Raw genomic sequence first — 25,226 nt, 5'->3', positions numbered from 1 at the left:
GATGACAGGACGCGTGACCGTAACGGAGAACGCCCTGGCAGCCCTCCTGGCCCTGGCGGCCCACGAGGTGCCGGGGGTGGTGGGCATGGCCCCGGCGGGCCTCAAGGACCAGGTGGTGCGCATCCTGGGGCGGCAGGAGGCCAGCGAGGGGGTGGTGGTCCGCCCGGACCCCACCGCCCCCGGGAAGTACCAGGCGGACTTTTACGTGGTGGTGGCCGTGGGGGTCCGCATCCCTACGGTGGTGGAGTCCTTGGCGGAGCGGGCGGCCTTCGCCGCGGAGAGGTTGGCGGGGGTGGAGCTCTCCCAGGTGCGGGTGCACGTGGTGGGGGTGGGGCGTGGCTAGCTGGGGGCCCGGGGAGCTGGCCGAAGCCTTCCGCTACGCCACGGACTGGTTCGCCGTCTACGTGGAGGAGCTGAACGCCCTAAACGTCTACCCCGTGCCCGACGGGGACACGGGAACCAACATGCACCTTACCCTAGAGTCCCTCCGCCGGGAGCTGGACCTGGCCGACACCTCGAGGATGGCCGAGGTGGCCCGGGCCATCGCCTACGGGAGCCTCCTCGGGGCCCGGGGGAACAGCGGGGTCATCCTCTCCCAGATCCTCAAGGGCTTCTCCCAGGCCATCCGCAAGAAGGGGGCTTTGGACGCGCAAACCCTGGCCGAGGCCCTGCGCCTGGGGGCGGAAGCTGGCTACCGGGCGGTCATGCGCCCCGTGGAGGGGACCATCCTCACCGTGGCCCGGAGGGCAGGGGAGGGGGCGAGGGGGGACACCCTGGAGGCCGTTTTGGAGAACGCTCTGAAGGCAGCCCAGGAGGCCTTGGCGAAGACCCCAGAGCTCCTTCCCGTCCTCAAGCAGGCCGGGGTGGTGGATGCGGGGGGCGCGGGGTACGTGCGCCTCCTGGAGGGGATCCGGGGCTACGCCCTAGGGCTACCCCTCCCTGAGCCCCCAAGGGTGGAGCGCTACGCCCAGACCGCCTTCGCCACCGAGGAGTTCGGCTACTGCACGGAGTTCCTCCTGGAGGGGGTGGAGGTGCCCATAGAGAAGATCCGGGAGGCCGTGGCCCCTTTTGGGGACTCCCTCCTGGTGGTGGGGGCCGAGGGCTGCGTGAAGGGGCACATCCACACGGACGATCCCGACGGGCTTCTTTCCGCCGTGGCCCGCTTTGGCCGCATGGTGCGGACCAAGGTGGAGGACATGACCGAGCAGCACACGGAGATCCTGGCCATGGCGGGGCTTTTGCAGGAAACCCCACCCCCCACGGGCCTGGTGGCTGTGGCCCCGGGGCACGGGGTGGCCCGGGTCTTCCGCAGCCTGGGGGCCCGGGTGGTGGCCGGGGGGCAGACCCAGAACCCCAGCGTGGAGGACCTCCTCTCGGCTGTTAGGAGCTTACCTAACCCCAAGGCGATCCTCCTGCCCAACAACCCCAACGTCTTCTTAGGGGCGGAGGAGGCGGCCAGGTTGGCCAAGGAGGCGGGCAAGGAGGTGCATGTGCTCAGGACCTGTACCCTGGGCCAGGGCCTGGCAGCAGCGGTGCGCTATGCCCCTGAGCGGGAGCCTGAGGAACTCCTTCCCGAGATGGAGGAGGCCATGCGGGGGGCGGTGACCCTCGAGGTCACCTGGGCCAGCCGCGACGCCGAGGTGGAAGGCCTCAAGATCCTCAAGGACAAGCCCATCGGCCTCCTGGACGGCAGGCTGGTCCTGGTGGGGGAGACCCCGGAGGAGGTCCTGGAGGGCCTCATCCACCTGGGCCAGGAGGGCAAGGAGGTCCTCACGCTCTTCCTGGGGCCCAACACCCCCAAGGAGGCCGTAGAGGCCCTGGCGCAAAGGTTCCCTGGGCTAGCGGTGGAGATCCTCCCGGGGGGGCCCGACCTCTACGCCTACCTGGGGGTGCTGGAGTAGCTAAAGGAAAGCCCAAGCCCTAGCACCCTCCTTGGGGTTATGCTGGTCCCTGGGGAGTTCTTATGCGCTGGAGACTTTGGCCTATCGCCCTATTCCTCGTTGCTTGCAACCTGGGGGGAGGCCCGCCTGTGGGCGGGGATCTACCCGTGGGAGGAAACCAGGTGGCCGTCTTGCCCCCGGCCCAGGGGGCTCCTGGGGGCGAGCTTCGGCCGGGGATGGTCGTCTATCGGATTCCCCTGGTCTCGGACGGGGCTGTGCGGATTTCGGCGGTTTCCGCAGATCTCCAGCTCACGGCTCGCCTCCGCCTGGTCCTCCTGGATGACCGGGGCGTGGTCCAGGCGGTGAGCGTGGCCCGGAACTGGTTTGCGGCCCGGCCGGAGCTCACCCCCTTGGGCCTAAGGCCCCAGATCACCGCCGATCCCGGCCTCCGCCTCAACTTCCGGGGCCAGGCGGGGCAGGTCTTCTACCTCAGGGTGGAGAACTACGCCTTGAGCGAGGACCGGGTCGCCCTCTACGCCGATCCCTTCACCCCTAACCCTAGGGGCCAAGGGTTGGTTCCCGAGGTTTTTTCCTCCGGGACCAGGGTGGGGGCCATAGAGTTCGTGGGGGAGTTTGATCGCTACAACGTGGCCTCCGCTACCGGGTACCTGCGCTTCGCCTACACCGGCCCCCTGGACCTGGTGGCCCTTCTTTACAATGCCCCAGACGACCCCAACCCTCGGGTGCTGGACCCTGTGGTGAACTGTGCCCCCATCTCCCCCGCCATCCTCCTGGTGGTCCGGGACCGGGGCCTGGCCCGGGCTGGGTTTGATGAGCCAGGAAGCGGCCGGTACACCCTGGAGATCTCCAACACCTGCCCCTGACCTCCCTTTGAGCCAGATTAAACCAAGCTAAAGGACACTAACACTTTTTTCATTCCGATCTGCCGAAGGAACCCCCTATGCAGCGGACTTCCTAATCTCTTAGAATGAATCCAATACAAGCCCAGGGCCCTTAGGATGAGGGGGAGGCCTCACGATTCTCAGGTTCCTCGTGGTTTCCTGTCCATACTCAAGGGCGCTATGCGGGGCTGCCTCCTTGTCCTCTTTTTGTTCGCCATGGCAGGGGCGTTTGCCCAAGCCGGCCAGAAGAGGCTCATCCTTCAGGCCACCGCCTACACTTCTAGCGTGTATGAGACCGTGGGAGACCCTTTTGTGACCGCTTCCGGGATGCGCACCCGGCTTGGGGTTTTGGCGGTAAGCCGGGATCTCTTCCCGGCACTCCCTTTTGGCACCAAGGTGCGCCTTAGGGACCTGGGCACCGTCCACGGCCGGGGCAAGGGGGAGTTCAACTACCTCTTTGAGGGCCGCCTCTTCGTGGTAGCTGACCTCATGAACCGCAGGTGGCGCCAGCGGGTGGACGTCTGGCTCCCCGACCGGGCCACCGCCTTGCGCTTTGGCCTCCGGCTGGTGGAGCTGGAAGTGGTGGAGTATCCTAGGCGCTAAGCGTATCCTTAGGGCGTGCGCTTCGCCCTGTTTCTGGCCCTGGCCCACCTGAGGCGGCGCCCTCTGCAAACGGGCTTGGCCCTCCTGGGCATCGGGGTGGGGGTGGCTGTGCTCCTGGCGGCCCTCTCCCTGGTCAACGGTTTCACCAGCGGGCTGGTGCGGGCCACGCTCAAAGCCTACCCCCACCTGGTGCTTTTTAGCTTTAGCGAGGAGCTTCCCCCTATGCCTTCCCATCCCGAGGTCGTGGCCAGCGCCCCCTTCGCCGCCACCAAGGCCCTCTTGGTGCGCCCCGCCGAGGGGGCCCGGGGGGCTGGGGTGGACTTCGCCACCCTGGTGGGCCTGGGGGAAGGGGGGGAAGCCCTCTACCCCGAGCTGGGCCTGGGGTTGGAGGCAGGGGGGATCTACCTGGGCTCGGCCCTGGTGCAGACCCTGGGGGTCTATCGGGGTGAGACCCTATTCGCCATGTCCGCCACCCAGGAGCGGGTGGGGCTTCGGGTGCTGGGCTCCTTTCGCACGGGGAACTTCCTCCTGGACTCCGGCTACGCCTTTGTAGACCTCAAGACCATAGAGGCCCTTTCCGGCATCCGGGCCCAGGGCTACCAGGTGCGCCTCAAGGACCCCTGGCGGGCCAAGGAGGTGGGCCAGGTCCTGGCGGGCACCCGCTTCTTCCCCCAGGCTTGGCAGGACACCCAACGCACCCTTCTGGAACAGCTTTCCCTGCAGAAGCAGGTTCTGGGTATCCTCATCTTTCTGATCGTGGCCGTAGCCGCCCTGGGGGTGGCCAACCTCCTGGTGCTCAAGGTGGTGGAGAAGACCCCGGAGATCGCCCTCCTTCAGGCGATGGGGGCCTCGAGGCTCACCGTGGGCCTGGTCTTCGCCCTCGAGGGGGCGGTTCTGGGTCTGGGCGGGGTAGCCTTGGGCAACCTGTTGGGCTACCTCCTCTGCCTCTACTTGGCCTTGAGGCCTGTGGGCTTGCCAGGGGAACTCTACTTCCTCACCCACCTTCCCGTGGAGATGCGCCTTGCCGACTTCCTCTGGGTAAGCACGGCCAGCCTCTTGGCTACCTTCCTCGCCTCCCTCCTCCCCCTGGCCCGCGCCCTCAAGGTGCGGCCCGGGGTAGTCCTGCGCTAGTTGCGCAAAGGGGCCTCCTGCCCTAGACTTTGGAAGGCGGGCCGGTGTAGCTCAGCGGTAGAGCAACCGCCTCGTAAGCGGTAGGCCGCCGGTTCGAATCCGGCCACCGGCTCCAGACCCCCCGCCTGGGTTTTCCCTGGGCGGGGTTTCCCTGTCTTGCCAAAAGGGGCTTGGTCCTGTACACTAGGCAAGTTGAGGGCCTTCAGGACCAGCCCCTGGTCTTGGAGGTGTCGCCCTGTGTGGGCAAAACGGGGGGGGTTCCTTTCCCCGGGCGGATCTTGAGAACGCGGGGGCAAGTCCAAGAGGAAGGGAGTGGTGGCACTGCCAACGATCAGCCAGCTGGTACGAAGGGGCCGCGAGAAGGTCCAGAAGAAGAGCAAGGTCCCGGCCTTGAAGGGCTCACCCTTCCGCCGGGGAGTGTGCACCGTAGTGCGCACCGTGACGCCTAAGAAGCCCAACTCCGCCCTGCGCAAGGTGGCCAAGGTGCGCCTCACCTCCGGGTACGAGGTGACCGCCTATATCCCAGGCGAGGGGCACAACCTCCAGGAGCACTCCGTGGTCCTGATCCGGGGCGGCCGGGTGAAGGACCTTCCGGGCGTGCGCTACCACATCGTTCGCGGTGTGTACGACACCCAGGGGGTGAAGGATCGCAAAAAGAGCCGCTCCAAGTACGGCACCAAGCGGCCCAAAGAGGCCAAGGGTGCGGCTCCCGCCAAGAAGAAGTAGGTGAAGTATGCGCAGGAGAAGAGCAGAGGTGCGCCAGCTCCAGCCCGACCTGGTCTACGGGGATGGGGTGGTCTCGGCTTTCATCAACAAAATCATGCGGGAAGGCAAGAAGAACCTGGCCGCCCGTATCTTCTACGAGGCCTGCCGCATCATCCAGGAGAAGACGGGCCAGGAGCCCCTCAAGGTCTTCAAGCAGGCGGTGGAGAACGTGAAGCCCAGGATGGAGGTGCGCTCCCGCCGCGTGGGTGGGGCCAACTACCAGGTGCCCATGGAGGTTTCCCCCCGTAGGCAGCAGTCCCTGGCCCTCCGCTGGCTGGTCCAGGCGGCCAACGCCCGCTCCGAGCGCGGGGCAGCGGTCCGCATCGCCCATGAGCTCATGGACGCCGCCGAGGGCAAGGGCGGGGCGGTCAAGAAGAAAGAGGACGTGGAGCGCATGGCCGAGGCCAACCGGGCCTACGCCCACTACCGGTGGTAAGCCATGGCGGTCAAGGTAGAGTACGACCTAAAGCGGCTTCGCAACATCGGCATCGCCGCGCACATTGACGCTGGTAAGACCACGACCACCGAGCGGATCCTCTACTACACCGGCAAGATCCACAAGATCGGCGAGGTGCACGAGGGCGCGGCCACCATGGACTTCATGGAGCAGGAGAGGGAGCGGGGCATCACGATCACCGCCGCCGTGACCACCTGCTTTTGGAAGGACCACCGCATCAACATCATCGATACCCCGGGCCACGTGGACTTCACCATTGAGGTGGAGCGCTCCATGCGGGTTCTGGACGGGGCCATCGTGGTCTTTGACTCCAGCCAGGGGGTGGAGCCCCAGTCCGAGACCGTCTGGCGCCAGGCGGAGAAGTACAAGGTGCCCCGGATCGCCTTCGCCAACAAGATGGACAAGACGGGGGCCGACCTTTGGCTGGTCATACGCACCATGCAGGAGCGCCTGGGGGCCCGCCCGGTGGTCATGCAGCTCCCCATCGGCCGGGAGGACACCTTCTCGGGGATCATCGATGTCCTCCGGATGAAGGCCTACACCTACGGCAACGACCTGGGCACGGACATCCGCGAGGTGCCCATCCCCGAGGAGTACCAGGCGCAGGCCCGGGAGTACCACGAGAAGCTCATTGAGGCTGCCGCCGACTTTGACGAGGGAGTAATGCTCAAGTACCTGGAGGGCGAGGAGCCCACCGAGGAGGAGCTGGTGGCCGCCCTCCGCAAGGGCACCATTGACATCCGGATCACCCCCGTGTTCCTCGGGTCCGCCCTGAAGAACAAGGGCGTCCAGCTCCTCCTGGATGCGGTGGTGGACTACCTGCCCTCCCCCTTGGACATCCCCCCCATCCGGGGCACCACCCCCGAGGGCGAGGAAGTGGAGATCCATCCCGATCCCGAGGGCCCCCTGGCCGCCCTGGCCTTCAAGATCATGGCCGACCCCTACGTGGGCCGCCTCACCTTCATCCGGGTCTACTCGGGGACCCTCACCTCGGGTTCCTACGTCTACAACACCACCAAGGGGCGTAAGGAGCGGGTGGCCCGGCTTCTGCGCATGCACGCCAACCACCGGGAGGAGGTGGAGGAGCTCAAGGCGGGGGACCTGGGAGCGGTGGTGGGCCTCAAGGAGACCATCACCGGGGACACCCTGGTGGGCGAGGACGCCCCCCGGGTGATCCTGGAGTCCATTGAGGTCCCCGAGCCCGTCATCGACGTGGCCATTGAGCCCAAGACAAAGGCGGACCAGGACAAGCTTTCCCAGGCCCTCGCCCGCCTGGCGGAGGAGGACCCCACCTTCCGGGTCTCCACCCACCCCGAGACCGGGCAGACCATCATCTCCGGGATGGGCGAGCTCCACCTGGAGATCATCGTGGACCGGCTCAAGCGGGAGTTCAAGGTGGACGCCAACGTGGGCAAGCCCCAGGTGGCCTACCGGGAGACCCTCACCCGCCCCGTGGATGTGGAGGGCAAGTTCATCCGCCAGACGGGCGGCCGCGGCCAGTACGGCCACGTGAAGATCAAGGCCGAGCCCCTGCCCCGCGGTTCCGGCTTTGAGTTCGTGAACACCATCGTGGGCGGGGTGATCCCCAAGGAGTACATCCCCGCGGTGCAGAAGGGGATTGAGGAGGCCATGCAGTCGGGGCCCCTCATCGGCTTCCCCGTGGTGGACGTCAAGGTCACCCTCTACGACGGCTCCTACCACGAGGTGGACTCCTCGGAGATGGCCTTCAAGATCGCTGGCTCCATGGCCATCAAGGAGGCGGTGCAGAAGGGGGACCCGGTGATCCTCGAGCCCATCATGCGGGTGGAGGTCACCACCCCCGAGGAGTACATGGGGGACGTGATCGGGGACCTGAACGCCCGCCGGGGCCAGATCCTGGGCATGGAGCCCCGGGGCAACGCCCAGGTGATCCGGGCCTACGTGCCCCTGGCGGAGATGTTCGGTTACGCCACCGACCTCCGCTCCAAGACCCAAGGCCGGGGCTCCTTCGCCATGTTCTTCGACCACTACCAGGAGGTCCCCAAGCAGGTGCAGGAGAGGCTGATCAGGGGCCAGTAGGAAGGCTTTGAGGGTGGGCCTCTTAGGGCCCGCCCTTGCTTCGCGGAAAGGAGAACAGAGATGGCCAAGGGCGAGTTTATTCGGACGAAGCCTCACGTGAACGTGGGGACGATTGGGCACGTGGACCACGGGAAGACGACGTTGACGGCGGCCTTGACGTTTGTGGCCGCGGCGGAGAACCCGAATGTGGAGGTGAGGGACTACGGGGACATTGACAAGGCGCCGGAGGAGCGGGCGCGGGGGATTACGATCAACACGGCGCATGTGGAGTACGAGACGGCGAAGCGGCACTATTCCCACGTGGACTGCCCTGGGCACGCGGACTACATCAAGAACATGATCACGGGGGCGGCCCAGATGGACGGGGCGATTTTGGTGGTGTCGGCGGCGGATGGGCCGATGCCGCAGACGCGGGAGCACATTCTTTTGGCGCGGCAGGTGGGGGTGCCGTACATTGTGGTGTTCATGAACAAGGTGGACATGGTGGACGACCCGGAGCTTTTGGACCTGGTGGAGATGGAGGTGCGGGACCTCCTGAACCAGTACGAGTTTCCTGGGGACGAGGTGCCGGTGATTCGCGGGAGTGCCCTTTTGGCGCTTGAGGAGATGCACCGGAACCCGAAGACGCGGCGTGGGGAGAACGAGTGGGTGGACCGGATTTGGGAGTTGTTGGATGCGGTGGACGAGTACATTCCCACGCCGGTGCGGGATGTGGACAAGCCCTTTTTGATGCCGGTGGAGGATGTGTTTACGATCACGGGTCGTGGGACGGTGGCCACGGGCCGGATTGAGCGGGGGAAGGTGAAGGTTGGGGACGAGGTGGAGATTGTGGGGTTGGCTTCGGAGACGCGGCGGACGGTGGTGACGGGTGTGGAGATGCACCGGAAGACGTTGCAGGAGGGTTTAGCTGGGGACAATGTGGGGGTTCTCCTGCGCGGGGTAGGTCGGGAGGAGGTGGAGCGGGGGCAGGTGTTGGCGAAGCCTGGGAGCATTACGCCGCACACGAGGTTTGAGGCTTCGGTGTACGTGTTGCGGAAGGAGGAGGGGGGCCGGCACACGGGGTTTTTCACGGGGTACCGGCCGCAGTTTTACTTTCGGACGACGGATGTGACGGGGGTGGTGGAGCTGCCCCAGGGGGTGGAGATGGTGATGCCTGGGGACAATGTGACGTTCAGGGTGGAGTTGATCAAGCCGGTGGCGTTGGAGGAGGGGTTGCGGTTTGCCATCCGGGAGGGTGGGCGGACCGTGGGGGCCGGTGTGGTCACCAAGATCCTGGAGTGAGGGGGGCTATGCCCAAGATCCGGATCAAGCTCCGGGGCTTTGACCATAAGACCCTGGACGCCTCAGCCCAGAAGATCGTGGAGGCTGCCAGGCGCTCCGGGGCCCAGGTCTCCGGCCCCGTTCCCCTACCCACCCGGGTGCGCCGCTTCACCGTGATCCGGGGTCCCTTCAAGCACAAGGACTCCCGGGAGCACTTTGAGCTTCGCACCCATAACCGCCTGGTGGACATCCTAAACCCCAACCGCAAGACCATCGAGAGCCTCATGTCCCTGGACCTCCCCACCGGGGTGGAGATCGAGATCAAGACCGTGGGAGGTGGCAAGTGAAGGGCATCCTGGGCACAAAAGTGGGCATGACCCGGATCTACCGGGACGACCGGGCCGTCCCCGTCACCGTGATCCTGGCCGGGCCTTGTCCTGTGGTCCAGCGCCGCACCCCGGAGAAGGACGGCTACGCTGCGGTGCAGCTGGGCTTCCTGGCCCAGAAGCCAGGGCGAGTGAACCGGCCCATGAAGGGCTACTTCGCCAAGGCCGGGGTCCAACCGGTGCGTATCCTGAAGGAGATCCGGGACTTCAACCCTGAGTCCGACGTGGTCACCGTGGAGATCTTCCGTCCTGGGGAGCGGGTGGACGTGACCGGCACCTCCAAGGGCCGGGGCACCGCCGGGGTCATGAAGCGCTGGAACTTCGCGGGCGGCCCCGACTCCCACGGGGCCCACAAGATCCACCGCCACCCGGGCTCCATCGGCAACCGTAAGACCCCAGGTCGCGTCTACAAGGGCAAGAAGATGGCGGGCCGCTATGGGGCGGAGCGGGTCACGGTGGTGAACCTCGAGGTGGTGGAGGTCATCCCGGAGGAGAACCTCCTCCTGGTCAAGGGCGCCGTACCGGGGCCCAACGGGGGCCTCCTCGTGGTGCGGGGAACCAAGAGGGCGGCCAAGTGAAGGAGGCTAAGGTGGAAGCCGTGTACCAGATTCCCGTTCTCTCCCCTTCCGGCAGACGGGAGCTCGCTGCAGACCTCCCGGGAGAGATCAACCCTCATCTCCTTTGGGAGGTGGTGCGCTGGCAGCTCTCTAGCCGCCGCCGGGGCACCGCCAGCACCAAGACCCGGGGCGAGGTGGCCTATTCGGGCCGGAAGATCTACCCCCAGAAGCACACGGGCCGCGCCCGCCACGGGGACATCGGAGCCCCCATCTTCGTAGGGGGTGGAACGGCCTTCGGTCCCAAACCCCGCGACTACAGCTACACCCTGCCCAAAAAGGTTAGGAGGGCGGGCCTAGCCATGGCCGTGGCCGACCGGGCTAGGGAGGGGAAGCTCCTTCTCGTGGAGGCCTTCTCCGGGGTAGAGGGCAAGACCAAGGAGTTCCTGGCCTGGGCCAAGGAGGCTGGTCTGGACGGCTCCGAGACGGTTCTCCTGGTCACGGAAAGCGAGGCCGTGCGCCGGGCCGCCCGCAACCTGCCCTGGGTGGTCACCCTGGCCCCCGAGGGCCTCAACGTCTACGACATCCTGCGCACCGGGCGCCTGGTCATGGACCTCAAGGCCTGGGAGGTCTTCCGGGGGCGCCTGGGAGGTGAGGCATGAAGACCGCGTACGATGTCATCCTGGCCCCCGTGCTTTCGGAGAAGGCCTACGCCGGCTTCGCCGAGGGCAAGTACGCCTTCTGGGTCCACCCCAAGGCCACCAAGACCGAGATCAAGAACGCCGTGGAGGCGGCCTTCAAGGTCAAGGTGGTGGGGGTCAACACCATGAGGGTCCGGGGCAAGGGGAAACGCCTGGGCCGCTACCTGGGCAGGCGCCCCGACCGTAAGAAGGCTATCGTGCAGGTGGCCCCCGGGCAGAAAATCGAGGCCCTGGAGGGCCTCATCTAGACCCCCCGGGAGAGGGAGCCCGGCCCTGATCCGGTAAGGGAGGAAAGAGGAATGCCGGTCAAGAAGTTCAAACCCTACACCCCAAGCCGCCGCTTCATGACGGTGGCGGACTTCTCCGAGATCACCAAGACCGAGCCGGAGAAGTCCTTGGTCAAGCCCCTCAAGAAGACGGGGGGGCGCAACAACCAGGGCCGCATCACCGCGCGCTTCCGCGGAGGCGGCCACAAGCGCCTCTACCGCATCCTTGACTTCAAGCGCTGGGACAAGGCGGGCATCCCCGCCAAGGTGGCGGCCATCGAGTACGACCCCAACCGCTCCGCCCGCATCGCCCTCCTCCACTACGCCGACGGGGAGAAGCGCTACATCATCGCCCCCGAGGGCCTTCAGGTGGGGCAGCAGGTGGTGGCGGGGCCCGACGCCCCCATAAGCGTGGGCAACGCCCTGCCCCTGCGCTTCATCCCCGTGGGTACCGTGGTGCATGCAGTGGAGCTGGAGCCCAAGAAGGGGGCCAAGCTGGCCCGCTCCGCGGGGACCAGCACCCAGATCCAGGGCCGGGAAGGGGACTACGTGATCCTGCGCCTGCCCTCGGGGGAGCTGAGGAAGGTGCACGGGGAGTGCTACGCCGCCATCGGGGCCGTGGGCAACGCCGACCACAAGAACATCGTCCTCGGCAAGGCGGGCCGCACCCGGTGGCTGGGCCGGAAGCCCCACGTGCGCGGCGCCGCCATGAACCCGGTGGACCACCCCCACGGCGGCGGCGAGGGCCGGGCGCCCCGGGGCCGTCCCCCGGCCTCCCCCTGGGGCTGGCAGACCAAGGGCCTGAAGACCAGGAAGCGGCGGAAACCTTCCAGCCGCTTCATCATCGCCCGGCGGAAGGGGTGAGATGAGCCATGCCGCGTAGCTTGAAGAAAGGCGTTTTTGTAGACGATCACCTCCTGGAGAAGGTGCTGGAGCTCAACGCGAAGGGGGAGAAGCGGCTCATCAAGACCTGGAGCCGCCGCTCCACCATCGTGCCCGAGATGGTGGGCCACACCATCGCGGTCCACAACGGCAAGCAGCACGTCCCCGTGTACATTACCGAAAACATGGTGGGGCACAAGCTAGGGGAGTTCGCGCCCACCCGCACCTACCGGGGGCACGGCAAAGAGGCCAAGGCCACCAAGAAGAAGTAGCCATGGAAGCGAAAGCCATTGCCCGTTATGTGCGCATCGCCCCCAGGAAGGTCCGCCTAGTGGTGGACCTGATCCGGGGAAAGAGCCTCGAGGAGGCCCGCGCCCTCCTGCGCTACACCCCCAAGCGGGGGGCCTATTACGTGGCCAAGGTCCTGGAGTCCGCCGCCGCCAACGCGGTCAACAACCACGACATGCTAGAGGACCGGCTCTTCGTGAAGGCGGCCTTCGTGGACGAGGGGCCTGCCCTGAAGCGGGTGCTTCCCCGGGCCCGGGGCCGGGCGGACATCATCAAGAAGAAGACCAGCCACATCACGGTGATCTTGGGGGAGAAGCATGGGAAATAAGATCCACCCCATCGGGTTCCGGCTTGGCATCACCCGGGACTGGGAGTCCCGCTGGTATGCGGGCAAGAAGCAGTACCGGCAGCTCCTTCTGGAGGACCAGCAGATCCGCGACTACCTGACCAAGGAGCTCTACCCCGCCGGTCTGGCCCGCGTGGACATCGAGCGGGCGGCGGACAACGTGGCCGTGAGCGTCCACGTGGCCAAGCCGGGCGTGGTCATCGGCCGGGGCGGGGAGAAGATCAAGGTCTTGAGGGACGCCCTCGCCAAGATGACCGGCAAGAACGTGGCCCTGAACGTCCAGGAGATCCACAACCCCAACCTCTCCGCCCCCCTGGTGGCCCAGCGGGTGGCGGAGCAGATCGAGCGGCGCTTCGCCGTGCGCCGGGCCATCAAGCAGGCGGTGCAAAGGGTCATGGAATCGGGGGCCAAGGGGGCCAAGGTCATCGTCTCTGGGCGCATCGGCGGGGCGGAGCAGGCCCGCACCGAGTGGGCAGCCGATGGCCGGGTGCCCCTTCAGACCCTACGTGCTAACATAGACTATGGCTTCGCCCTGGCCCGCACCACCTACGGGGTGCTAGGGGTCAAGGCGTACGTGTTCCTGGGCGAGGTGATCGGCGCTCAAAAGGTCAAGCGCCCCGAGGCCCCCAAGGCTGAGGAGCGCCCCCGCCGCCGTCGCCCGGCCGTGCGCGTGAAGAAGGAGGAGTAGGCCATGCTGATGCCCAGGCGCATGAAGTACCGGAAGCAGCACCGGGGCCGCATGAGGGGGGCGGCTAAGGGAGGGGATTACGTGGCCTTCGGGGACTTCGGCCTGGTGGCCATGGAGCCCGCCTGGATCACCTCAAAGCAGATCGAGGCCGCCCGTGTGGCCATGGTGCGCCACTTCCGCCGCGGGGGGAAGATCTTCATCCGCATCTTCCCCGACAAGCCCTACACCAAGAAGCCCCTCGAGGTGCGGATGGGTAAGGGCAAGGGCAACGTGGAGGGGTACGTGGCCGTGGTGAGGCCGGGCCGGGTGATGTTTGAGGTGGCGGGGGTTACGGAGGAGCAGGCCCTCGAGGCCCTGCGCATCGCCGGCCACAAGCTCCCCATCAAGACCAAGATCGTGCGGAGGGACGCCTACGATGAAGCGCAGTGAGATCCAAAAGGAGCTGGAGCAAGCCCGCAAGCTCTCCCCCGTGGAGCTGGAGAAGCTCATCCAGAAGAAGAAGCGGGAGCTCATGGAACTCCGCTTCCAGGCCTCCATCGGGCAGCTCTCCCAGAACCATAGGATCCAGGAGACGAAGCGCGCCATCGCCCGTCTCCTCACGGTCTGGAACGAGAAGAGGAGGCGGCATGCCTAGGAAGGCGCTGACCGGGGTGGTGGTGAGCGACAGGATGCAGAAGACCGTGGCGGTCCTGGTGGAGCGCCAGTTCCCCCACCCCCTCTACGGCAAGGTCATCAAGCGCTCCAAGAAGTACCTGGCCCACGACCCCGAGGAGCGGTACAAGGTGGGGGACGTGGTGGAGATCCAGGAGGCCCGCCCCATCTCCAAGCGCAAGCGCTTTAGGGTGGTGCGCCTGGTGGAGAGTGGCCGCCTGGACCTGGTGGAGAAGTATCTGGTCCGGCGCCAGAACTACGCTAGCCTTTCCAAGCGGGGAGGTAAGGCATGATCCAGCCCCAGACCTACCTGGAGGTGGCCGACAACACCGGGGCCCGCAAGATCATGTGCATCCGGGTTCTCAAGGGCTCCAACGCCAAGTACGCCACGGTGGGGGACGTGATCGTGGCCAGCGTGAAGGAGGCCATCCCCCGCGGGGCGGTGAAGGAGGGGGACGTGGTCAAGGCGGTGGTGGTGCGCACCAAGAAGGAGGTCAAGCGCCCCGACGGCTCCGCCATCCGCTTTGACGACAACGCCGCCGTCATCATCAACAACCAGCTGGAGCCCCGCGGCACCCGCGTCTTCGGCCCGGTGGCCCGCGAGCTTCGCGAAAGGGGCTTCATGAAGATCGTCTCCCTGGCGCCGGAGGTGCTCTAATGGAGGCCAAGGTGCACGTGAAGAAGGGGGACACCGTGTTGGTGGCCTCCGGTAAGCATAGGGGCCGGGTGGGCAAGGTGAAGGCCGTGCTGCCCAAGAAGATGGCCGTGATCGTGGAGGGGGTGAACCTCGTCAAGAAGGCGGTGCGCCCTAGCCCCAAGCACCCCCAGGGCGGCTTCGTGGAGCAGGAGGCCCCCCTGCACGCCTCCAAGGTGCGGCCCATCTGCCCCACCTGCGGCAAGCCCACCCGGGTGCGCAAGAAGTTCTTGGAAGACGGACGCAAGATCCGGGCCTGCGCCAAGTGCGGCGGGCCTTTGGACGTGGAGGAGTGAGATGCCCCTGGACGTGGCCCTGAAGAGGAAGTACTACGAAGAGGTCCGGCCCGAGCTCATCCGCCGCTTTGGCTACGGGAACATCTGGGAGGTGCCGAGGCTTTCCAAGGTGGTCATCAACCAGGGCCTGGGCGAGGCCAAGGAGGACGCCCGCATCCTGGAAAAGGCTTCCAAGGAGCTCTCCCTCATCACCGGGCAAAAGCCCGCCATCACCCGGGCCAAGAAGTCCATCTCCAACTTCAAGCTCCGCAAGGGCATGGCCATCGGCCTTAGGGTCACCCTCCGGGGGGATAGGATGTGGATCTTCCTGGAGAAGCTCCTCTCCGTGGCCCTTCCCCGCATCCGCGACTTCCGCGGTGTGAACCCCAACAGCTTTGACGGCCGGGGCAACTACAACCTGGGCCTCAGGGAGCAGCTCGTCTTCCCGGAGATCACCTACGACCTGGTGGACGCCATCCGGGGCATGGACATCGCGGTGGTGACCACCGCCAAGACCGACGAGGAGGCCAGGGCGCTCCTGGAGCTTTTGGGCTTCCCCTTCCGCAAGTGAGGTGAGCATGGCGAGAAAAGCGCTGATCGAGAAGGCCAAGCGGACCCCCAAGTTCAAGGTGCAGGCCTACACCCGTTGCCTGCGCTGCGGGAGGGCCAGGAGCGTCTACCGCTACTTTGGCCTCTGCCGGCTTTGCCTCAGGGAGCTAGCCCACAAGGGGCAACTCCCCGGGGTTAAGAAGGCCAGCTGGTGAGCCGTGGCCGGTCGGGGGGGTTCCCTCGAGACCGCATGGTCCAGGAGTTGAGGTAAAAGGAGAGAGGCAATGCTGACGGACCCCATCGCCGACATGCTGACCCGGATCCGGAACGCTACCCGGGTCTACAAGGGGAGCACCGAGGTGCCCGCCTCGCGCTTCAAGGAGGAGATCCTAAAGATCTTGGTGCGGGAAGGGTTCATCAAGGGGTATGAGCGGGTGGAGGTGGACGGCAAGCCGTACTTGCGCATCCACCTCAAGTACGGCCCCAGGCGGCAAGGGCCTGACCCCCGCCCCGAGCAGGTCATCAAGCACATCCGCCGCATCAGCCGGCCCGGGCGCCGGGTTTACGTGGGGGTCAAGGAGATCCCCCGGGTGCGCCGGGGCCTGGGGATCGCCATCCTCTCCACGCCCAAGGGGGTGCTCACCGACCGGGAGGCCCGGAAGCTGGGCGTGGGCGGGGAGCTCATCTGCGAGGTGTGGTGATGTCCAGGATCGGTAGGCTTCCCATTTCCGTGCCCAAGGGGGTTCAGGTGGAGGTTGCCCCAGGGCTTGTGAGGGTGAAGGGCCCCAAGGGGGAGCTGGAGGTGCCCATCTCCCCGGAGCTCAAGGTGGCGGTGGCGGAGGGGGTGGTCCGTGTGGAGCGCCCTTCCGACGATCGCCGCCAAAAGAGCCTCCACGGGCTCACCCGCACCCTGATCGCCAACGCCATCAAGGGGGTGTCCGAGGGGTACGCGAAGGAGCTCCTCATCAAGGGCATCGGCTACCGGGCGCGGCTGGCGGGCCGGTCCATTGAGCTCACCGTGGGCTTTAGCCACCCCGTGGTGGTGGAGCCCCCCGAGGGCATCGCCTTTGAGGTGCCCGAGCCCACCAGGATCCGGGTCCTGGGCATTGACAAGCAGAAGGTGGGGCAGGTGGCGGCGGACATCCGGGCCATCAAGAAGCCCAGCGCCTACCACGAGAAGGGCATCTACTACGCTGGCGAGCCCGTCCGCCTCAAGCCCGGCAAGGCCGGGGCCAAGAAGTAGGGGGAAGCATGGCACGGCTAACCGCTTACGAGCGCCGCAAGTTCCGGGTGCGCAACCGGGTCAAGAGGACGGGGAGGCTCCGCCTCTCGGTCTTCCGGAGCCTCAACCACATCTACGCCCAGATCATCGACGACGACAAGGGGGAGACCCTGGTGGCCGAGTCCAGCCTGGCCCTGAAGCTGAAGGGCAGGAAGACCGAGGTGGCCCGGAAGGTGGGCCTGGCCTTGGCGGAAAAGGCTTTGGCTAAGGGGATTAAACAGGTGGCCTTTGACCGGGGCCCCTACAAGTACCACGGCCGGGTTAAGGCCCTGGCCGAGGGGGCCCGGGAGGGGGGCTTAGAGTTCTAGGGGGAACCATGCCCGAGACCGATTTCGAGGAGAAGATGATCCTGGTGCGGCGTACCGCCAAGACCTACCAGGGGGGCCGCCGCTTTCGCTTCGGGGCCTTGGTGGTGGTGGGGGACCGCCAGGGGCGGGTGGGCCTAGGCCTAGGCAAGGCCAAGGAGGTGCCCCTGGCGGTGCAGAAGGCGGGGTACTACGCCCGCCGCAACATGGTGGAGGTGCCCATCCAAAACGGCACCATCCCCCACGAGATCGAGGTGGAGTACGGGGCTTCCAAGATCCTCCTGAAGCCCGCCGCCCCCGGCACGGGCGTGATCGCCGGGGCGGTGCCCCGGGCCATCCTCGAGCTCGCAGGGATCACCGACATCCTCACCAAGGAGTTGGGAAGCCGTAACGCCATCAACATCGCCTACGCCACCATGGAGGCCCTGCGCCAGCTAGAGACGAAGGAGGACGTGAAGCGCCTCAGGAAAGGCGGGGAGGGATGATGGCCCGGCTCAAGGTGAAGCTGGTAAAGAGCCCCATCGGCTACCCCAAGGACCAGAAGGCGGCCCTGAAGGCCTTGGGGCTTACGAAGCTAGGGAGGGAGAAGGTGCTTGAGGACACCCCGGCCATCCGCGGCAACCTCCGCAAGGTGACCCACCTTCTCCAGGTGGAGGTGGTGGAATGAAACTCTCTGACCTGAAGCCCAATCCAGGGGCCAACAGGCGGCGCAAGCGGGTGGGCCGGGGCCCCGGGTCCGGCCACGGCAAGACGGCTACCCGGGGCCACAAGGGCCAGAAGTCCCGCTCCGGGGGGGTCAAGGACCCTCGGCGCTTTGAGGGCGGGCGCTCCACCACCCTCATGCGCCTGCCCAAGCGGGGGATGCAGGGCCAGGTTCCCGGGGAGATCAAGCGGCCCAGGTACCAGGGGGTGAACCTTAAAGCCCTGGCCCGGTTTGAGGGGGAGGTGAACCCCGAGCTTCTGGTCCAGGCGGGCCTCCTCAAGAAGGGCTACCGCCTGAAGATCCTGGGGGAGGGGGAGGCTAGGCCCCTCAGGGTGGTGGCCCACGCCTTCTCCAAAAGCGCCTTAGAGAAGCTCAAGGCCGCGGGCGGCGAGGCCGTCCTTCTGGAGGCCTGAGATGCTGAAGGCCTTCTGGAGCGCCCTCCAGATCCCCGAGCTGCGCCAGCGTATCCTCTTCACCCTCCTGGTCCTGGCTGCCTACCGCCTGGGGGCCTTCATCCCCACCCCCGGGGTAGACCTGGACAAGATCCAGGAGTTCCTGCGCACCGCCCAAGGGGGGGTTTTCGGCATCATCAACCTCTTCTCTGGGGGTAACTTCGAGCGCTTCTCCATCTTTGCCCTAGGGATCATGCCCTACATCACCGCGGCCATCGTCATGCAGCTTTTGGTCAACATCGTGCCGGCCTTGGAGAAGCTCTCCAAGGAAGGGGAGGAGGGCCGCCGCATCATCACCCAGTACACCCGCATCGGCGGCATCGCTCTGGGGGCCTTCCAGGGCTTCTTCCTGGCCACGGCCTTCCTGGGGGCGGAGGGGGGCAGGTTCCTCCTCCCCGGCTGGTCCCCGGGGCCCTTCTTCTGGCTGGTGGTGGTGGTCACCCAGGTGGCGGGCATCGCCCTCCTCCTCTGGATGGCGGAGCGCATCACCGAGTACGGCATCGGCAACGGCACCAGCATGATCATCTTCGCCGGGATCGTGGTGGAGTGGCTGCCCCAGCTGGTGCGCACCGCCGGCCTCATCCGCACGGGGGAGGTCAACCTGGTGGCCTTCCTCTTCTTCCTGGCCTTCATCCTCTTGGCCTTTGCCGGTATGGCGGCGGTGCAGCAGTCCGAACGCCGCATCCCCGTGCAGTACGCCCGCAAGGTGGTGGGGCGGAGGGTCTACGGGGGGCAGGCCACCTACATCCCCATCAAGCTGAACGCCGCCGGGGTGATCCCCATCATCTTCGCTGCGGCCATCCTGCAGATCCCCATCTTCCTCACCGCGCCCTTCCAGGACAACGCCATTCTCCAGGCCATCGCCAACTTCTTCGACCCCACGCGGGCTTCCGGCCTTCTCATTGAGGTCATCCTGATCATCCTCTTCACCTACGTCTACACCGCGGTGCAGTTTGACCCCAGGCGCATCTCGGAAAGCCTCCGGGAGTACGGGGGCTTCATCCCCGGCATCCGCCCGGGGGAGCCCACGGTGAAGTTCCTGGAGCACATCGTCTCCCGCCTCACCCTCTGGGGAGCCCTCTTCCTGGGGTTGGTGGCTGCCTTGCCCCAGATCATCCAGAACCTCACCGGGGTGCAGAGCATCGCCTTCTCGGGGATCGGCCTCCTCATCGTGGTGGGGGTGACCCTGGACACCCTGAGGCAGATCGAGAGCCAGCTCATGCTGAGGAACTACGAGGGGTTTCTCTCCAAGGGCCGCATCCGCGGCCGCACGCGCTAGGAGGAGGCATGGGGGAAGCGGTGATCTTCTTGGGCCCGCCGGGGGCGGGCAAGGGCACCCAGGCGGCGCGGCTTGCGGAGGAGTTTTCCTTCAAAAAGCTCTCCACCGGGGACATCCTGCGGGACCACGTGGGCCGGGGCACGGCCCTAGGGCAGCAGGTCAAGCCCATCATGGACCGGGGGGACCTGGTGCCGGACGGGCTGATCCTGGCCTTGATCCGGGAGGAGCTTTCCGATAGGGTCATCTTTGACGGCTTTCCCCGCACCCTACCCCAGGCGGAGGCCCTGGACCGCCTCCTGGAGGAGACGGGGACCAGGCTTCTTGGGGTGGTGCTGGTGGAGGTTTCCGAGGAGGAGCTCCTCCGGCGCATGTTGAGGCGGGCGGAGCTAGAGGGCCGCTCCGACGACAACGAGGAGACCATAAGGCGGCGCCTCCAGGTCTACCGGGAGAAGACCGAGCCCCTCGTCCAGTACTATGAGAAAGCGGGCGCCCTTAGGCGCGTGGACGGTCTCGGCACCCCGGACGAGGTCTACGCCCGCATCCGGGCTGCCCTGGGAATCTGATGGCCATCAAGCTCAAAAGCCCCTGGGAGATTGAGCGCATGCGGGAGGCGGGGGCTCTCCTCACCGAGGTGGTGGAGGAGGTGGGCCGCCACGTGGAGCCCGGCGTCACCACCAAGGAGCTGGACCGGATCGCCTACGAGGCCATAAGAAAGCGCAAGGCCAAGCCCGCTTTCCTGGGCCTCTACGGCTTCCCCGCTGCCCTCTGCACCTCGGTGAACGAGGTGGTGGTCCATGGCATCCCCTCGGAGGAGCCCCTGAAGGAGGGGGACATCCTCTCCATAGACGTGGGCCTCATCTACGGGGGCTTCGCCGCCGACATGGCCCGGACCTTCCCTGTGGGCCGGGTTTCCCCCGAGGCGGAGAGGCTCATAAGGGACACCGAGGCCGCCTTTTGGCAGGGCCTGAAGTACCTGAGGCCCGGCTACCGCATCGGGGACGTGGCCCATGCGGTGCAGACCTTCCTGGAGAGCCGGGGCTACGGGGTGGTGCGGGAGTTCGTGGGCCACGGGGTGGGGCGGGAGATCCACGAGGACCCGCAGCTCCCCAACTTCGGCAAGCCGGGCACTGGGCCCAAGATCCGCCCGGGGATGACCCTGGCCCTCGAGCCCATGGTTACCCTTCGCCCGGCCCCTGTGGTAATATTGGAAGATGGCTGGACGGCGAGCGCCGGCAAGGGCAACCTCGCCGCCCACTACGAGAACACCGTTTTGGTGACGGAGGAGGGCCCGGAGCTTCTCACCGGGGTTCCTCTGGTGCGGGCCCGGTAGGAGGGGTATGGCGAAGGAGAAGGACACCATTCGGGCGGAGGGCGTGGTCACCGAGGCTTTGCCCAACACCACCTTTCGGGTGAAGCTGGACTCGGGTCCGGAGATCCTGGCCTACATCTCGGGCAAGATGCGCATGCACTACATCCGCATCCTTCCCGGGGACCGGGTGGTGGTGGAGATTACCCCCTACGACCCCACGCGGGGCCGCATCGTCTACAGAAAGTAGGAGGCGCAATGAAGGTGCAGGCGTCGGTGAAGAAGATGTGCGACAAGTGCAAGGTGGTGCGCCGGCACGGCCGGGTGTACGTGATCTGCGAGAACCCCAAGCACAAGCAGCGCCAGGGCTGAGGAGGAAACGTGGCGAGGATTGCAGGTGTGGAGATTCCCAGGAACAAGCGGGTGGACGTGGCCCTCACCTACATCTACGGCATCGGGCCGGCCCGGGCCAAGGAGGCCTTGGAGAAGACGGGCATCAACCCGGCCACCCGGGTCAAGGACCTCACCGAGGCCGAGGTGGTGCGCCTCCGTGAGTACGTGGAGAACACCTGGAAGCTGGAAGGGGAGCTAAAGGCAGAGGTGGCAGCCAACATCAAGCGCCTCATGGACATCGGTTGCTACCGGGGCCTAAGGCACCGTAGGGGCCTTCCCGTGCGGGGCCAGCGCACCCGCACCAACGCCCGTACCCGCAAAGGGCCTAGGAAGACCGTGGCGGGCAAGAAGAAGGCCCCCAGGAAGTAGGCCCTGAACATGACCTAGGGCCAGTGGATACTCCGAGAGGGAGAGTATGGCCAGAAAAGCAACAAAGAAAAAGGCTAAGCGGCAGGTGGCTAGCGGGAAGGCGTACATCCACGCCTCCTACAACAACACCATCGTCACCATCACGGACCCGGACGGCAACCCCGTCATCTGGTCCTCGGGCGGGGTCATCGGCTACAAGGGGAGCCGGAAGGGCACCCCCTACGCCGCCCAGCTCGCCGCCATGGACGCGGCCAAGAAGGCCATGGCCTACGGCATGCAGAGCGTGGACGTGATCGTGCGGGGCACGGGAGCGGGGCGGGAGCAGGCCATAAGGGCTCTCCAGGCCTCCGGCCTCCAGGTGAAGTCCATTGTGGACGACACCCCTGTGCCCCACAACGGCTGCCGGCCCAAGAAGAAGTTCCGCAAGGCCTCGTAAGGAGTAAGAGATGGGTCGTTACATCGGACCAGTCTGCCGTCTTTGCCGCCGGGAAGGCGTGAAGCTTTACCTGAAGGGGGAGCGGTGCTACAGCCCCAAGTGCGCCATGGAGCGCCGGCCCTACCCCCCTGGCCAGCACGGCCAGCGGCGGGCGCGCCGCCCCTCCGACTACGCGGTGCGCCTTAGGGAGAAGCAGAAGCTCCGCCGCATCTACGGGATCTCCGAAGCCCAGTTCCGGAACCTCTTTGAGGAGGCGAGCCGCAAGAAGGGGGTCACGGGCACCGTCTTCCTGGGCCTCCTGGAGTCCCGCTTGGACAACGTGGTCTACCGCCTGGGCTTCGCCGCTAGCCGCCGCCAGGCCCGGCAGATGGTGCGCCACGGCCACATCCTCGTGAACGGGCGCCGGGTGGACCTCCCCGCCTACCGGGTGAAGCCGGGGGACGAGATCGCCATCGCCGAGGGGAGCCGCGACCTGGCCTTCGTCCGCGAGAACCTCGAGGCCATGAAGGGCCGCAAGGTGGGCCCCTGGCTCTCCCTGGACGTAGAGGGCATGAAGGGCAAGTTCCTGCGCCTCCCCGACCGGGAGGACCTGGCCCTTCCCGTCAACGAGCAGCTGGTGATTGAGTTCTACTCCAGGTGATCTGGGAGATTGGCCCCGAAGGAGGCCTATGCTAGAGAGCAAGCTGAAAGCCCCAGTCTTCACGGCGCGCACCCAGGGGCGCGAGTACGGAGAGTTCGTCCTCGAGCCCCTGGAAAGGGGGTTTGGCGTTACCCTGGGGAACCCCCTCCGCCGCATCCTCCTTTCCTCCATTCCCGGGACCGCGGTCACCAGCGTCTACATTGAGGACGTCCTCCACGAGTTCTCCACCATCCCCGGGGTGAAGGAGGACGTGGTGGAGATCGTCCTCAACCTGAAGGAGCTGGTGGTGCGCTTCCTGGACCCCAAGATGCAGACCACCACCCTGGTTCTGAAGGCGGAGGGCCCCAAGGAAGTGAGGGCGGCGGACTTTACCCCTTCCGCCGACGTGGAGATCCTGAACCCCGACCTCCACATCGCCACCCTGGAGGAGGGCGGGAGGCTCTACATGGAGGTGCGGGTGGACCGGGGGGTGGGGTATGTGCCCGCCGAGCGCCACGGCATTAAGGACCGCATCAACGCCATCCCCGTGGACGCCGTCTTCTCCCCCGTGCGCCGGGTGGCCTTTCAGGTGGAGGACACCCGCTTGGGCCAGCGCACGGACCTGGACAAGCTCACCCTGAGGATCTGGACGGACGGCTCCGTCACCCCCCTCGAGGCCCTGAACCAGGCCGTGGAGATCCTCAAGGAGCACCTCTCCTACTTCGGCCATCCCGAGACCTCGGTCCTGTCCATCCCCGAGCCTCCCAAAGGGGAGAAGAAGGAGGAGGAGCTGGATCTGCCCCTGGAGGAGCTCGGCCTCTCCACCCGGGTCCTCCACAGCCTCAAGGAGGAGGGGATTGAGTCCGTGCGCGCCCTTCTGGCCCTCAACCTCAAGGACCTGAGGAACATCCCCGGCATCGGGGAGCGGAGCCTGGAGGAGATCCGCGAGGCCCTAGCCAAGCGGGGCCTCGCCCTAAAGGAGTGAGACCATGCGCCACCTGAAGTCTGGAAGGAAACTGAACCGCCACTCTTCCCACCGTCTGGCCCTCTTCCGCAACCAGGCCAAGAGCCTCCTCGCCCGTGGGCGCATCACCACCACCGTACCCAAGGCCAAGGAACTCACCGGCTTCGTGGACCATCTCATCCACCTGGCCAAGCGGGGGGATCTCCACGCCCGGAGGCTGGTCCTGCGTGAACTGCAGGACGTGAGGCTGGTGCGCAAGCTCTTTGACGAGATCGCCCCTAGGTACCAGGACCGCCCCGGGGGGTACACCCGGGTCCTCAAGCTGGCAGAGCGCCGCCGGGGGGACGGGGCTCCTTTGGCCTTGGTGGAGCTGGTGGAGTGATCTCCCGGCTTGCCCGGAGGGAAGGAGGTTTTAGCCCGCCCCCCCGCCTTTTTGCTCCTCGGACCTGAAAAGCCTCAGGATCTGGTCCTCCAGCTCGCCGATGTAGGCGGCCAGGGTGTTGCTGTGTTTCTCCAGCATTTCCTCCAGCTGGGCCTCCAAGGCCCGGATCTCCTCCTTCTCCGACTCCGCCAGCCGCCCTAGCTCCGCTTCCAAAAAGCGCCTTAGCTCCGTGTAACGGCTCTGCTCCGCGTCCTCCGCCAGCTTCTTGTAGTGGAGGAGCTCCCGGGCGTACCGCCTGACCTCCAGGAGGGCGGCGGTCTCCAGACCGATGGTGAAGATCAGGTAGAGGAGGGAGACCACGGCCAGGGCCACGACTAGCACCAGCCCCAAGGGGGCCTCCACCCGGGTAAGGCCCAGGGAGAGGGGGGTAGGCTTGGCGATCTCCCCCCAGTTGAGCCAGGCGAAGAGAAAGAGGAGGAGCAAGAAGAGCAGGGCGAAAAAGGTGCGGCCGCTCATTGCTTAGCCTCCATAAGGACACCGGGGGCATTATACTCTAGGCCCCATGGGCTACCTGTACCTCCTCCTGGCGGCCTTCCTTTGGGGACTCATCGGCCCGGTGAGCCGATTGGCCTTCCAGGAAGGGCTTTCCCCCCTTTCGGTGGCCTTGTTCCGGGCGGTCATCGCCTGGGCCCTCTTCGCCCTCCACGCCCTTCTCCTACGCCAGGTGCGCCTCCTTCCCCGGGACCTCCCTGCCCTCTTCCTCTTCGGCCTGGTGGGGGTTTCCCTCTTCTACGGGGCCTACCAGCTGGCGGTGGAACAAGGGGGGGCGGCCCTGGCCTCGGTCCTCCTCTACACCGCTCCGGCCTGGGTGGCCCTTCTCTCCCGCTTGGTGCTGGGGGAGCGCCTAGACTCCCTCGGTCTCCTCGCCGTGGCCCTCACCCTCTTGGGGGTGGGCCTCATGGGTCTGGGCGGGGGAAGCGGGGTGAAGGCCCCGCTGCCCGCCTTCTTCTTCGGCCTCCTCTCCGGCTTCACCTACGCCCTCTACTACATCTTTGGCAAGCTCTACCTACCCCGGTACGCCACCCCCACCCTTTTCCTCTATGCCCTCCCCGTGGGGGCCGTGGGGCTTGTTCCCTTCGTGGAGTTTGCCCCCTTGAGCCCCCAGGCCCTCCTCGCCCTCCTCTTCCTAGGAGCCTTTTCCACTTACGGGGCCTACCTGGCCTACTACGCGGGGCTTAGAAGGCTTCCCGCCACCCGGGCGAGCGTCTTGGCCACCCTTGAACCCGTGGTGGCCAACCTCTTTGCCTTTCTCCTCTTTCGGGAGGTCCTCTCCCCGCTGGGCTACCTGGGGGCGGGGCTGGTCCTCATCGCCGTCTTGCTCAGCGTGCGGCGGTAGGCTC

The 25,226-nt window shown here is 66.4% G+C and carries 42 protein-coding genes and 1 tRNA gene; 42 read left to right on the top strand and 1 reads right to left on the bottom strand.

The genetic code is table 11. The annotated features are described in order from the left end of the window. The first annotated feature begins 1 nt into the window (after nucleotide 1). From ATI37_RS05920 to rplQ, 41 genes are all read left to right on the top strand, one after another. Entirely contained in the window at nucleotides 2-343 is a 342-nt protein-coding gene (locus ATI37_RS05920; protein ID WP_117237552.1) for an Asp23/Gls24 family envelope stress response protein, read from the top strand. Beyond that, entirely contained in the window at nucleotides 336-1,901 is a 1,566-nt protein-coding gene (locus ATI37_RS05915) for a DAK2 domain-containing protein (protein WP_117237551.1), read from the top strand. The genes ATI37_RS05920 and ATI37_RS05915 overlap by 8 nt, the downstream gene beginning before the upstream one ends. Before the next feature lie 161 nt (nucleotides 1,902-2,062). Next, on the top strand, nucleotides 2,063-2,764 hold the full coding sequence (locus ATI37_RS05910; protein WP_232822452.1) for a hypothetical protein: 702 nt from the start codon (nucleotides 2,063-2,065) through the stop codon (nucleotides 2,762-2,764). A 198-nt stretch (nucleotides 2,765-2,962) separates the two neighbouring features. Next, a complete protein-coding gene (locus ATI37_RS05905) occupies nucleotides 2,963-3,385 on the top strand; it encodes a 3D domain-containing protein (RefSeq protein ID WP_198665512.1) in 423 nt (140 codons plus the stop codon). 15 nt (nucleotides 3,386-3,400) lie between these two features. After that, nucleotides 3,401-4,516, top strand: coding sequence for an ABC transporter permease (locus ATI37_RS05900; RefSeq protein ID WP_117237549.1), 1,116 nt, complete (start codon nucleotides 3,401-3,403; stop codon nucleotides 4,514-4,516). A 40-nt stretch (nucleotides 4,517-4,556) separates the two neighbouring features. Beyond that, nucleotides 4,557-4,631, top strand: a tRNA-Thr gene (locus ATI37_RS05895). A 197-nt stretch (nucleotides 4,632-4,828) separates the two neighbouring features. Next, a complete protein-coding gene (gene rpsL, locus ATI37_RS05890) occupies nucleotides 4,829-5,242 on the top strand; it encodes a 30S ribosomal protein S12 (protein ID WP_117237548.1) in 414 nt (137 codons plus the stop codon). Between the two features lie 7 nt (nucleotides 5,243-5,249). After that, nucleotides 5,250-5,717 (top strand): 30S ribosomal protein S7, encoded by a 468-nt coding sequence (rpsG, locus tag ATI37_RS05885; RefSeq protein WP_117237547.1) that lies wholly within the window; start codon nucleotides 5,250-5,252, stop codon nucleotides 5,715-5,717. 3 nt (nucleotides 5,718-5,720) lie between these two features. Continuing rightward, the gene (fusA, locus tag ATI37_RS05880; protein ID WP_117237546.1) at nucleotides 5,721-7,796 is read left to right on the top strand and encodes an elongation factor G; all 2,076 of its coding nucleotides are present in this window, start codon (nucleotides 5,721-5,723) and stop codon (nucleotides 7,794-7,796) included. 60 nt (nucleotides 7,797-7,856) lie between these two features. Further along, entirely contained in the window at nucleotides 7,857-9,077 is a 1,221-nt protein-coding gene (gene tuf / locus ATI37_RS05875) for an elongation factor Tu (protein ID WP_117237545.1), read from the top strand. Nucleotides 9,078-9,085: 8 nt separating this feature from the next. Then, a complete protein-coding gene (gene rpsJ, locus ATI37_RS05870; protein ID WP_014514873.1) occupies nucleotides 9,086-9,403 on the top strand; it encodes a 30S ribosomal protein S10 in 318 nt (105 codons plus the stop codon). After that, the gene (gene rplC, locus ATI37_RS05865) at nucleotides 9,400-10,020 is read left to right on the top strand and encodes a 50S ribosomal protein L3 (protein ID WP_117237544.1); all 621 of its coding nucleotides are present in this window, start codon (nucleotides 9,400-9,402) and stop codon (nucleotides 10,018-10,020) included. The genes rpsJ and rplC overlap by 4 nt, the downstream gene beginning before the upstream one ends. A 20-nt stretch (nucleotides 10,021-10,040) precedes the next feature. Continuing rightward, nucleotides 10,041-10,658, top strand: coding sequence for a 50S ribosomal protein L4 (gene rplD / locus ATI37_RS05860; protein ID WP_117238530.1), 618 nt, complete (start codon nucleotides 10,041-10,043; stop codon nucleotides 10,656-10,658). After that, on the top strand, nucleotides 10,655-10,945 hold the full coding sequence (locus ATI37_RS05855) for a 50S ribosomal protein L23 (protein ID WP_117237543.1): 291 nt from the start codon (nucleotides 10,655-10,657) through the stop codon (nucleotides 10,943-10,945). Before rplD ends, ATI37_RS05855 begins: the two co-directional genes overlap by 4 nt. Nucleotides 10,946-10,996: 51 nt before the next feature. Continuing rightward, the gene (gene rplB / locus ATI37_RS05850) at nucleotides 10,997-11,827 is read left to right on the top strand and encodes a 50S ribosomal protein L2 (RefSeq protein ID WP_117237542.1); all 831 of its coding nucleotides are present in this window, start codon (nucleotides 10,997-10,999) and stop codon (nucleotides 11,825-11,827) included. Nucleotides 11,828-11,835: 8 nt separating this feature from the next. Beyond that, on the top strand, nucleotides 11,836-12,117 hold the full coding sequence (gene rpsS / locus ATI37_RS05845) for a 30S ribosomal protein S19 (RefSeq protein WP_038048058.1): 282 nt from the start codon (nucleotides 11,836-11,838) through the stop codon (nucleotides 12,115-12,117). A gap of 2 nt (nucleotides 12,118-12,119) precedes the next feature. Further along, nucleotides 12,120-12,461 (top strand): 50S ribosomal protein L22, encoded by a 342-nt coding sequence (gene rplV, locus ATI37_RS05840; RefSeq protein WP_117237541.1) that lies wholly within the window; start codon nucleotides 12,120-12,122, stop codon nucleotides 12,459-12,461. Further along, a complete protein-coding gene (gene rpsC, locus ATI37_RS05835; RefSeq protein WP_117237540.1) occupies nucleotides 12,451-13,167 on the top strand; it encodes a 30S ribosomal protein S3 in 717 nt (238 codons plus the stop codon). The genes rplV and rpsC overlap by 11 nt, the downstream gene beginning before the upstream one ends. A 3-nt stretch (nucleotides 13,168-13,170) precedes the next feature. Next, a complete protein-coding gene (rplP, locus tag ATI37_RS05830) occupies nucleotides 13,171-13,596 on the top strand; it encodes a 50S ribosomal protein L16 (RefSeq protein ID WP_117237539.1) in 426 nt (141 codons plus the stop codon). Further along, nucleotides 13,583-13,801 carry a 50S ribosomal protein L29 gene (gene rpmC, locus ATI37_RS05825; RefSeq protein WP_117237538.1) on the top strand — a complete coding sequence of 73 codons (219 nt, stop codon included), beginning with the start codon at nucleotides 13,583-13,585 and terminating at the stop codon, nucleotides 13,799-13,801. Before rplP ends, rpmC begins: the two co-directional genes overlap by 14 nt. Then, nucleotides 13,794-14,111 carry a 30S ribosomal protein S17 gene (gene rpsQ, locus ATI37_RS05820; RefSeq protein ID WP_117237537.1) on the top strand — a complete coding sequence of 106 codons (318 nt, stop codon included), beginning with the start codon at nucleotides 13,794-13,796 and terminating at the stop codon, nucleotides 14,109-14,111. The genes rpmC and rpsQ overlap by 8 nt, the downstream gene beginning before the upstream one ends. Further along, complete coding sequence (gene rplN / locus ATI37_RS05815) at nucleotides 14,108-14,476, top strand: 50S ribosomal protein L14 (protein WP_117237536.1); 369 nt, start codon at nucleotides 14,108-14,110, stop codon at nucleotides 14,474-14,476. The genes rpsQ and rplN overlap by 4 nt, the downstream gene beginning before the upstream one ends. Then, the gene (gene rplX, locus ATI37_RS05810) at nucleotides 14,476-14,808 is read left to right on the top strand and encodes a 50S ribosomal protein L24 (protein WP_117237535.1); all 333 of its coding nucleotides are present in this window, start codon (nucleotides 14,476-14,478) and stop codon (nucleotides 14,806-14,808) included. Before rplN ends, rplX begins: the two co-directional genes overlap by 1 nt. 1 nt (nucleotide 14,809) lies before the next feature. After that, nucleotides 14,810-15,358: a 50S ribosomal protein L5 gene (gene rplE, locus ATI37_RS05805; protein WP_117237534.1), complete on the top strand. Its 549-nt coding sequence runs from the start codon at nucleotides 14,810-14,812 to the stop codon at nucleotides 15,356-15,358. 7 nt (nucleotides 15,359-15,365) lie between these two features. After that, entirely contained in the window at nucleotides 15,366-15,551 is a 186-nt protein-coding gene (locus tag ATI37_RS05800) for a type Z 30S ribosomal protein S14 (RefSeq protein ID WP_117237533.1), read from the top strand. Between the two features lie 69 nt (nucleotides 15,552-15,620). After that, nucleotides 15,621-16,037, top strand: a complete 417-nt coding sequence (gene rpsH, locus ATI37_RS05795) for a 30S ribosomal protein S8 (protein WP_117237532.1) — start codon at nucleotides 15,621-15,623, stop codon at nucleotides 16,035-16,037. Beyond that, on the top strand, nucleotides 16,037-16,579 hold the full coding sequence (gene rplF / locus ATI37_RS05790) for a 50S ribosomal protein L6 (RefSeq protein WP_117237531.1): 543 nt from the start codon (nucleotides 16,037-16,039) through the stop codon (nucleotides 16,577-16,579). Before rpsH ends, rplF begins: the two co-directional genes overlap by 1 nt. Before the next feature lie 8 nt (nucleotides 16,580-16,587). Next, entirely contained in the window at nucleotides 16,588-16,926 is a 339-nt protein-coding gene (rplR, locus tag ATI37_RS05785; RefSeq protein ID WP_117237530.1) for a 50S ribosomal protein L18, read from the top strand. Between the two features lie 8 nt (nucleotides 16,927-16,934). Beyond that, the gene (gene rpsE, locus ATI37_RS05780) at nucleotides 16,935-17,408 is read left to right on the top strand and encodes a 30S ribosomal protein S5 (RefSeq protein WP_117237529.1); all 474 of its coding nucleotides are present in this window, start codon (nucleotides 16,935-16,937) and stop codon (nucleotides 17,406-17,408) included. After that, nucleotides 17,408-17,590 (top strand): 50S ribosomal protein L30, encoded by a 183-nt coding sequence (gene rpmD, locus ATI37_RS05775; RefSeq protein ID WP_117238529.1) that lies wholly within the window; start codon nucleotides 17,408-17,410, stop codon nucleotides 17,588-17,590. Before rpsE ends, rpmD begins: the two co-directional genes overlap by 1 nt. Then, nucleotides 17,587-18,039 (top strand): 50S ribosomal protein L15, encoded by a 453-nt coding sequence (rplO, locus tag ATI37_RS05770; RefSeq protein ID WP_117237528.1) that lies wholly within the window; start codon nucleotides 17,587-17,589, stop codon nucleotides 18,037-18,039. Before rpmD ends, rplO begins: the two co-directional genes overlap by 4 nt. A gap of 1 nt (nucleotide 18,040) precedes the next feature. Beyond that, nucleotides 18,041-19,357, top strand: a complete 1,317-nt coding sequence (gene secY / locus ATI37_RS05765) for a preprotein translocase subunit SecY (RefSeq protein ID WP_117237527.1) — start codon at nucleotides 18,041-18,043, stop codon at nucleotides 19,355-19,357. Between the two features lie 8 nt (nucleotides 19,358-19,365). Beyond that, nucleotides 19,366-19,920, top strand: coding sequence for an adenylate kinase (locus tag ATI37_RS05760; RefSeq protein ID WP_117237526.1), 555 nt, complete (start codon nucleotides 19,366-19,368; stop codon nucleotides 19,918-19,920). Further along, nucleotides 19,920-20,687, top strand: coding sequence for a type I methionyl aminopeptidase (gene map / locus ATI37_RS05755; protein WP_117237525.1), 768 nt, complete (start codon nucleotides 19,920-19,922; stop codon nucleotides 20,685-20,687). The genes ATI37_RS05760 and map overlap by 1 nt, the downstream gene beginning before the upstream one ends. A gap of 7 nt (nucleotides 20,688-20,694) precedes the next feature. Then, nucleotides 20,695-20,913 (top strand): translation initiation factor IF-1, encoded by a 219-nt coding sequence (gene infA / locus ATI37_RS05750; protein WP_003043942.1) that lies wholly within the window; start codon nucleotides 20,695-20,697, stop codon nucleotides 20,911-20,913. An 8-nt stretch (nucleotides 20,914-20,921) separates the two neighbouring features. Continuing rightward, entirely contained in the window at nucleotides 20,922-21,035 is a 114-nt protein-coding gene (rpmJ, locus tag ATI37_RS05745; protein ID WP_117237524.1) for a 50S ribosomal protein L36, read from the top strand. Between the two features lie 9 nt (nucleotides 21,036-21,044). After that, nucleotides 21,045-21,425: a 30S ribosomal protein S13 gene (gene rpsM / locus ATI37_RS05740; RefSeq protein WP_117237523.1), complete on the top strand. Its 381-nt coding sequence runs from the start codon at nucleotides 21,045-21,047 to the stop codon at nucleotides 21,423-21,425. A gap of 46 nt (nucleotides 21,426-21,471) precedes the next feature. After that, nucleotides 21,472-21,861 (top strand): 30S ribosomal protein S11, encoded by a 390-nt coding sequence (gene rpsK / locus ATI37_RS05735; protein ID WP_117237522.1) that lies wholly within the window; start codon nucleotides 21,472-21,474, stop codon nucleotides 21,859-21,861. Nucleotides 21,862-21,871: 10 nt separating this feature from the next. Continuing rightward, on the top strand, nucleotides 21,872-22,501 hold the full coding sequence (gene rpsD, locus ATI37_RS05730) for a 30S ribosomal protein S4 (protein WP_117237521.1): 630 nt from the start codon (nucleotides 21,872-21,874) through the stop codon (nucleotides 22,499-22,501). Between the two features lie 28 nt (nucleotides 22,502-22,529). Then, nucleotides 22,530-23,465, top strand: a complete 936-nt coding sequence (locus ATI37_RS05725) for a DNA-directed RNA polymerase subunit alpha (protein WP_117237520.1) — start codon at nucleotides 22,530-22,532, stop codon at nucleotides 23,463-23,465. 4 nt (nucleotides 23,466-23,469) lie between these two features. Further along, nucleotides 23,470-23,826 carry a 50S ribosomal protein L17 gene (rplQ, locus tag ATI37_RS05720; protein WP_117237519.1) on the top strand — a complete coding sequence of 119 codons (357 nt, stop codon included), beginning with the start codon at nucleotides 23,470-23,472 and terminating at the stop codon, nucleotides 23,824-23,826. A gap of 30 nt (nucleotides 23,827-23,856) precedes the next feature. Here rplQ and ATI37_RS05715 read toward each other — a convergent pair whose 3' ends face one another. Then, on the bottom strand, nucleotides 23,857-24,342 hold the full coding sequence (locus ATI37_RS05715) for a DNA cytosine methyltransferase (RefSeq protein ID WP_117237518.1): 486 nt from the start codon (nucleotides 24,340-24,342) through the stop codon (nucleotides 23,857-23,859). A 46-nt stretch (nucleotides 24,343-24,388) separates the two neighbouring features. Here ATI37_RS05715 and ATI37_RS05710 point away from each other — a divergent pair, with 46 nt between their 5' ends. After that, nucleotides 24,389-25,222, top strand: coding sequence for a DMT family transporter (locus tag ATI37_RS05710; protein WP_117237517.1), 834 nt, complete (start codon nucleotides 24,389-24,391; stop codon nucleotides 25,220-25,222). Nucleotides 25,223-25,226: the final 4 nt, after the last annotated feature.

This window comes from Thermus sediminis (genome assembly GCF_003426945.1).
GTDB classification, from domain to species: domain Bacteria; phylum Deinococcota; class Deinococci; order Deinococcales; family Thermaceae; genus Thermus; species Thermus sediminis.
Note: the sequence above shows the minus strand (reverse complement) of the source record. Positions and strands in the feature narration are given on the sequence as shown.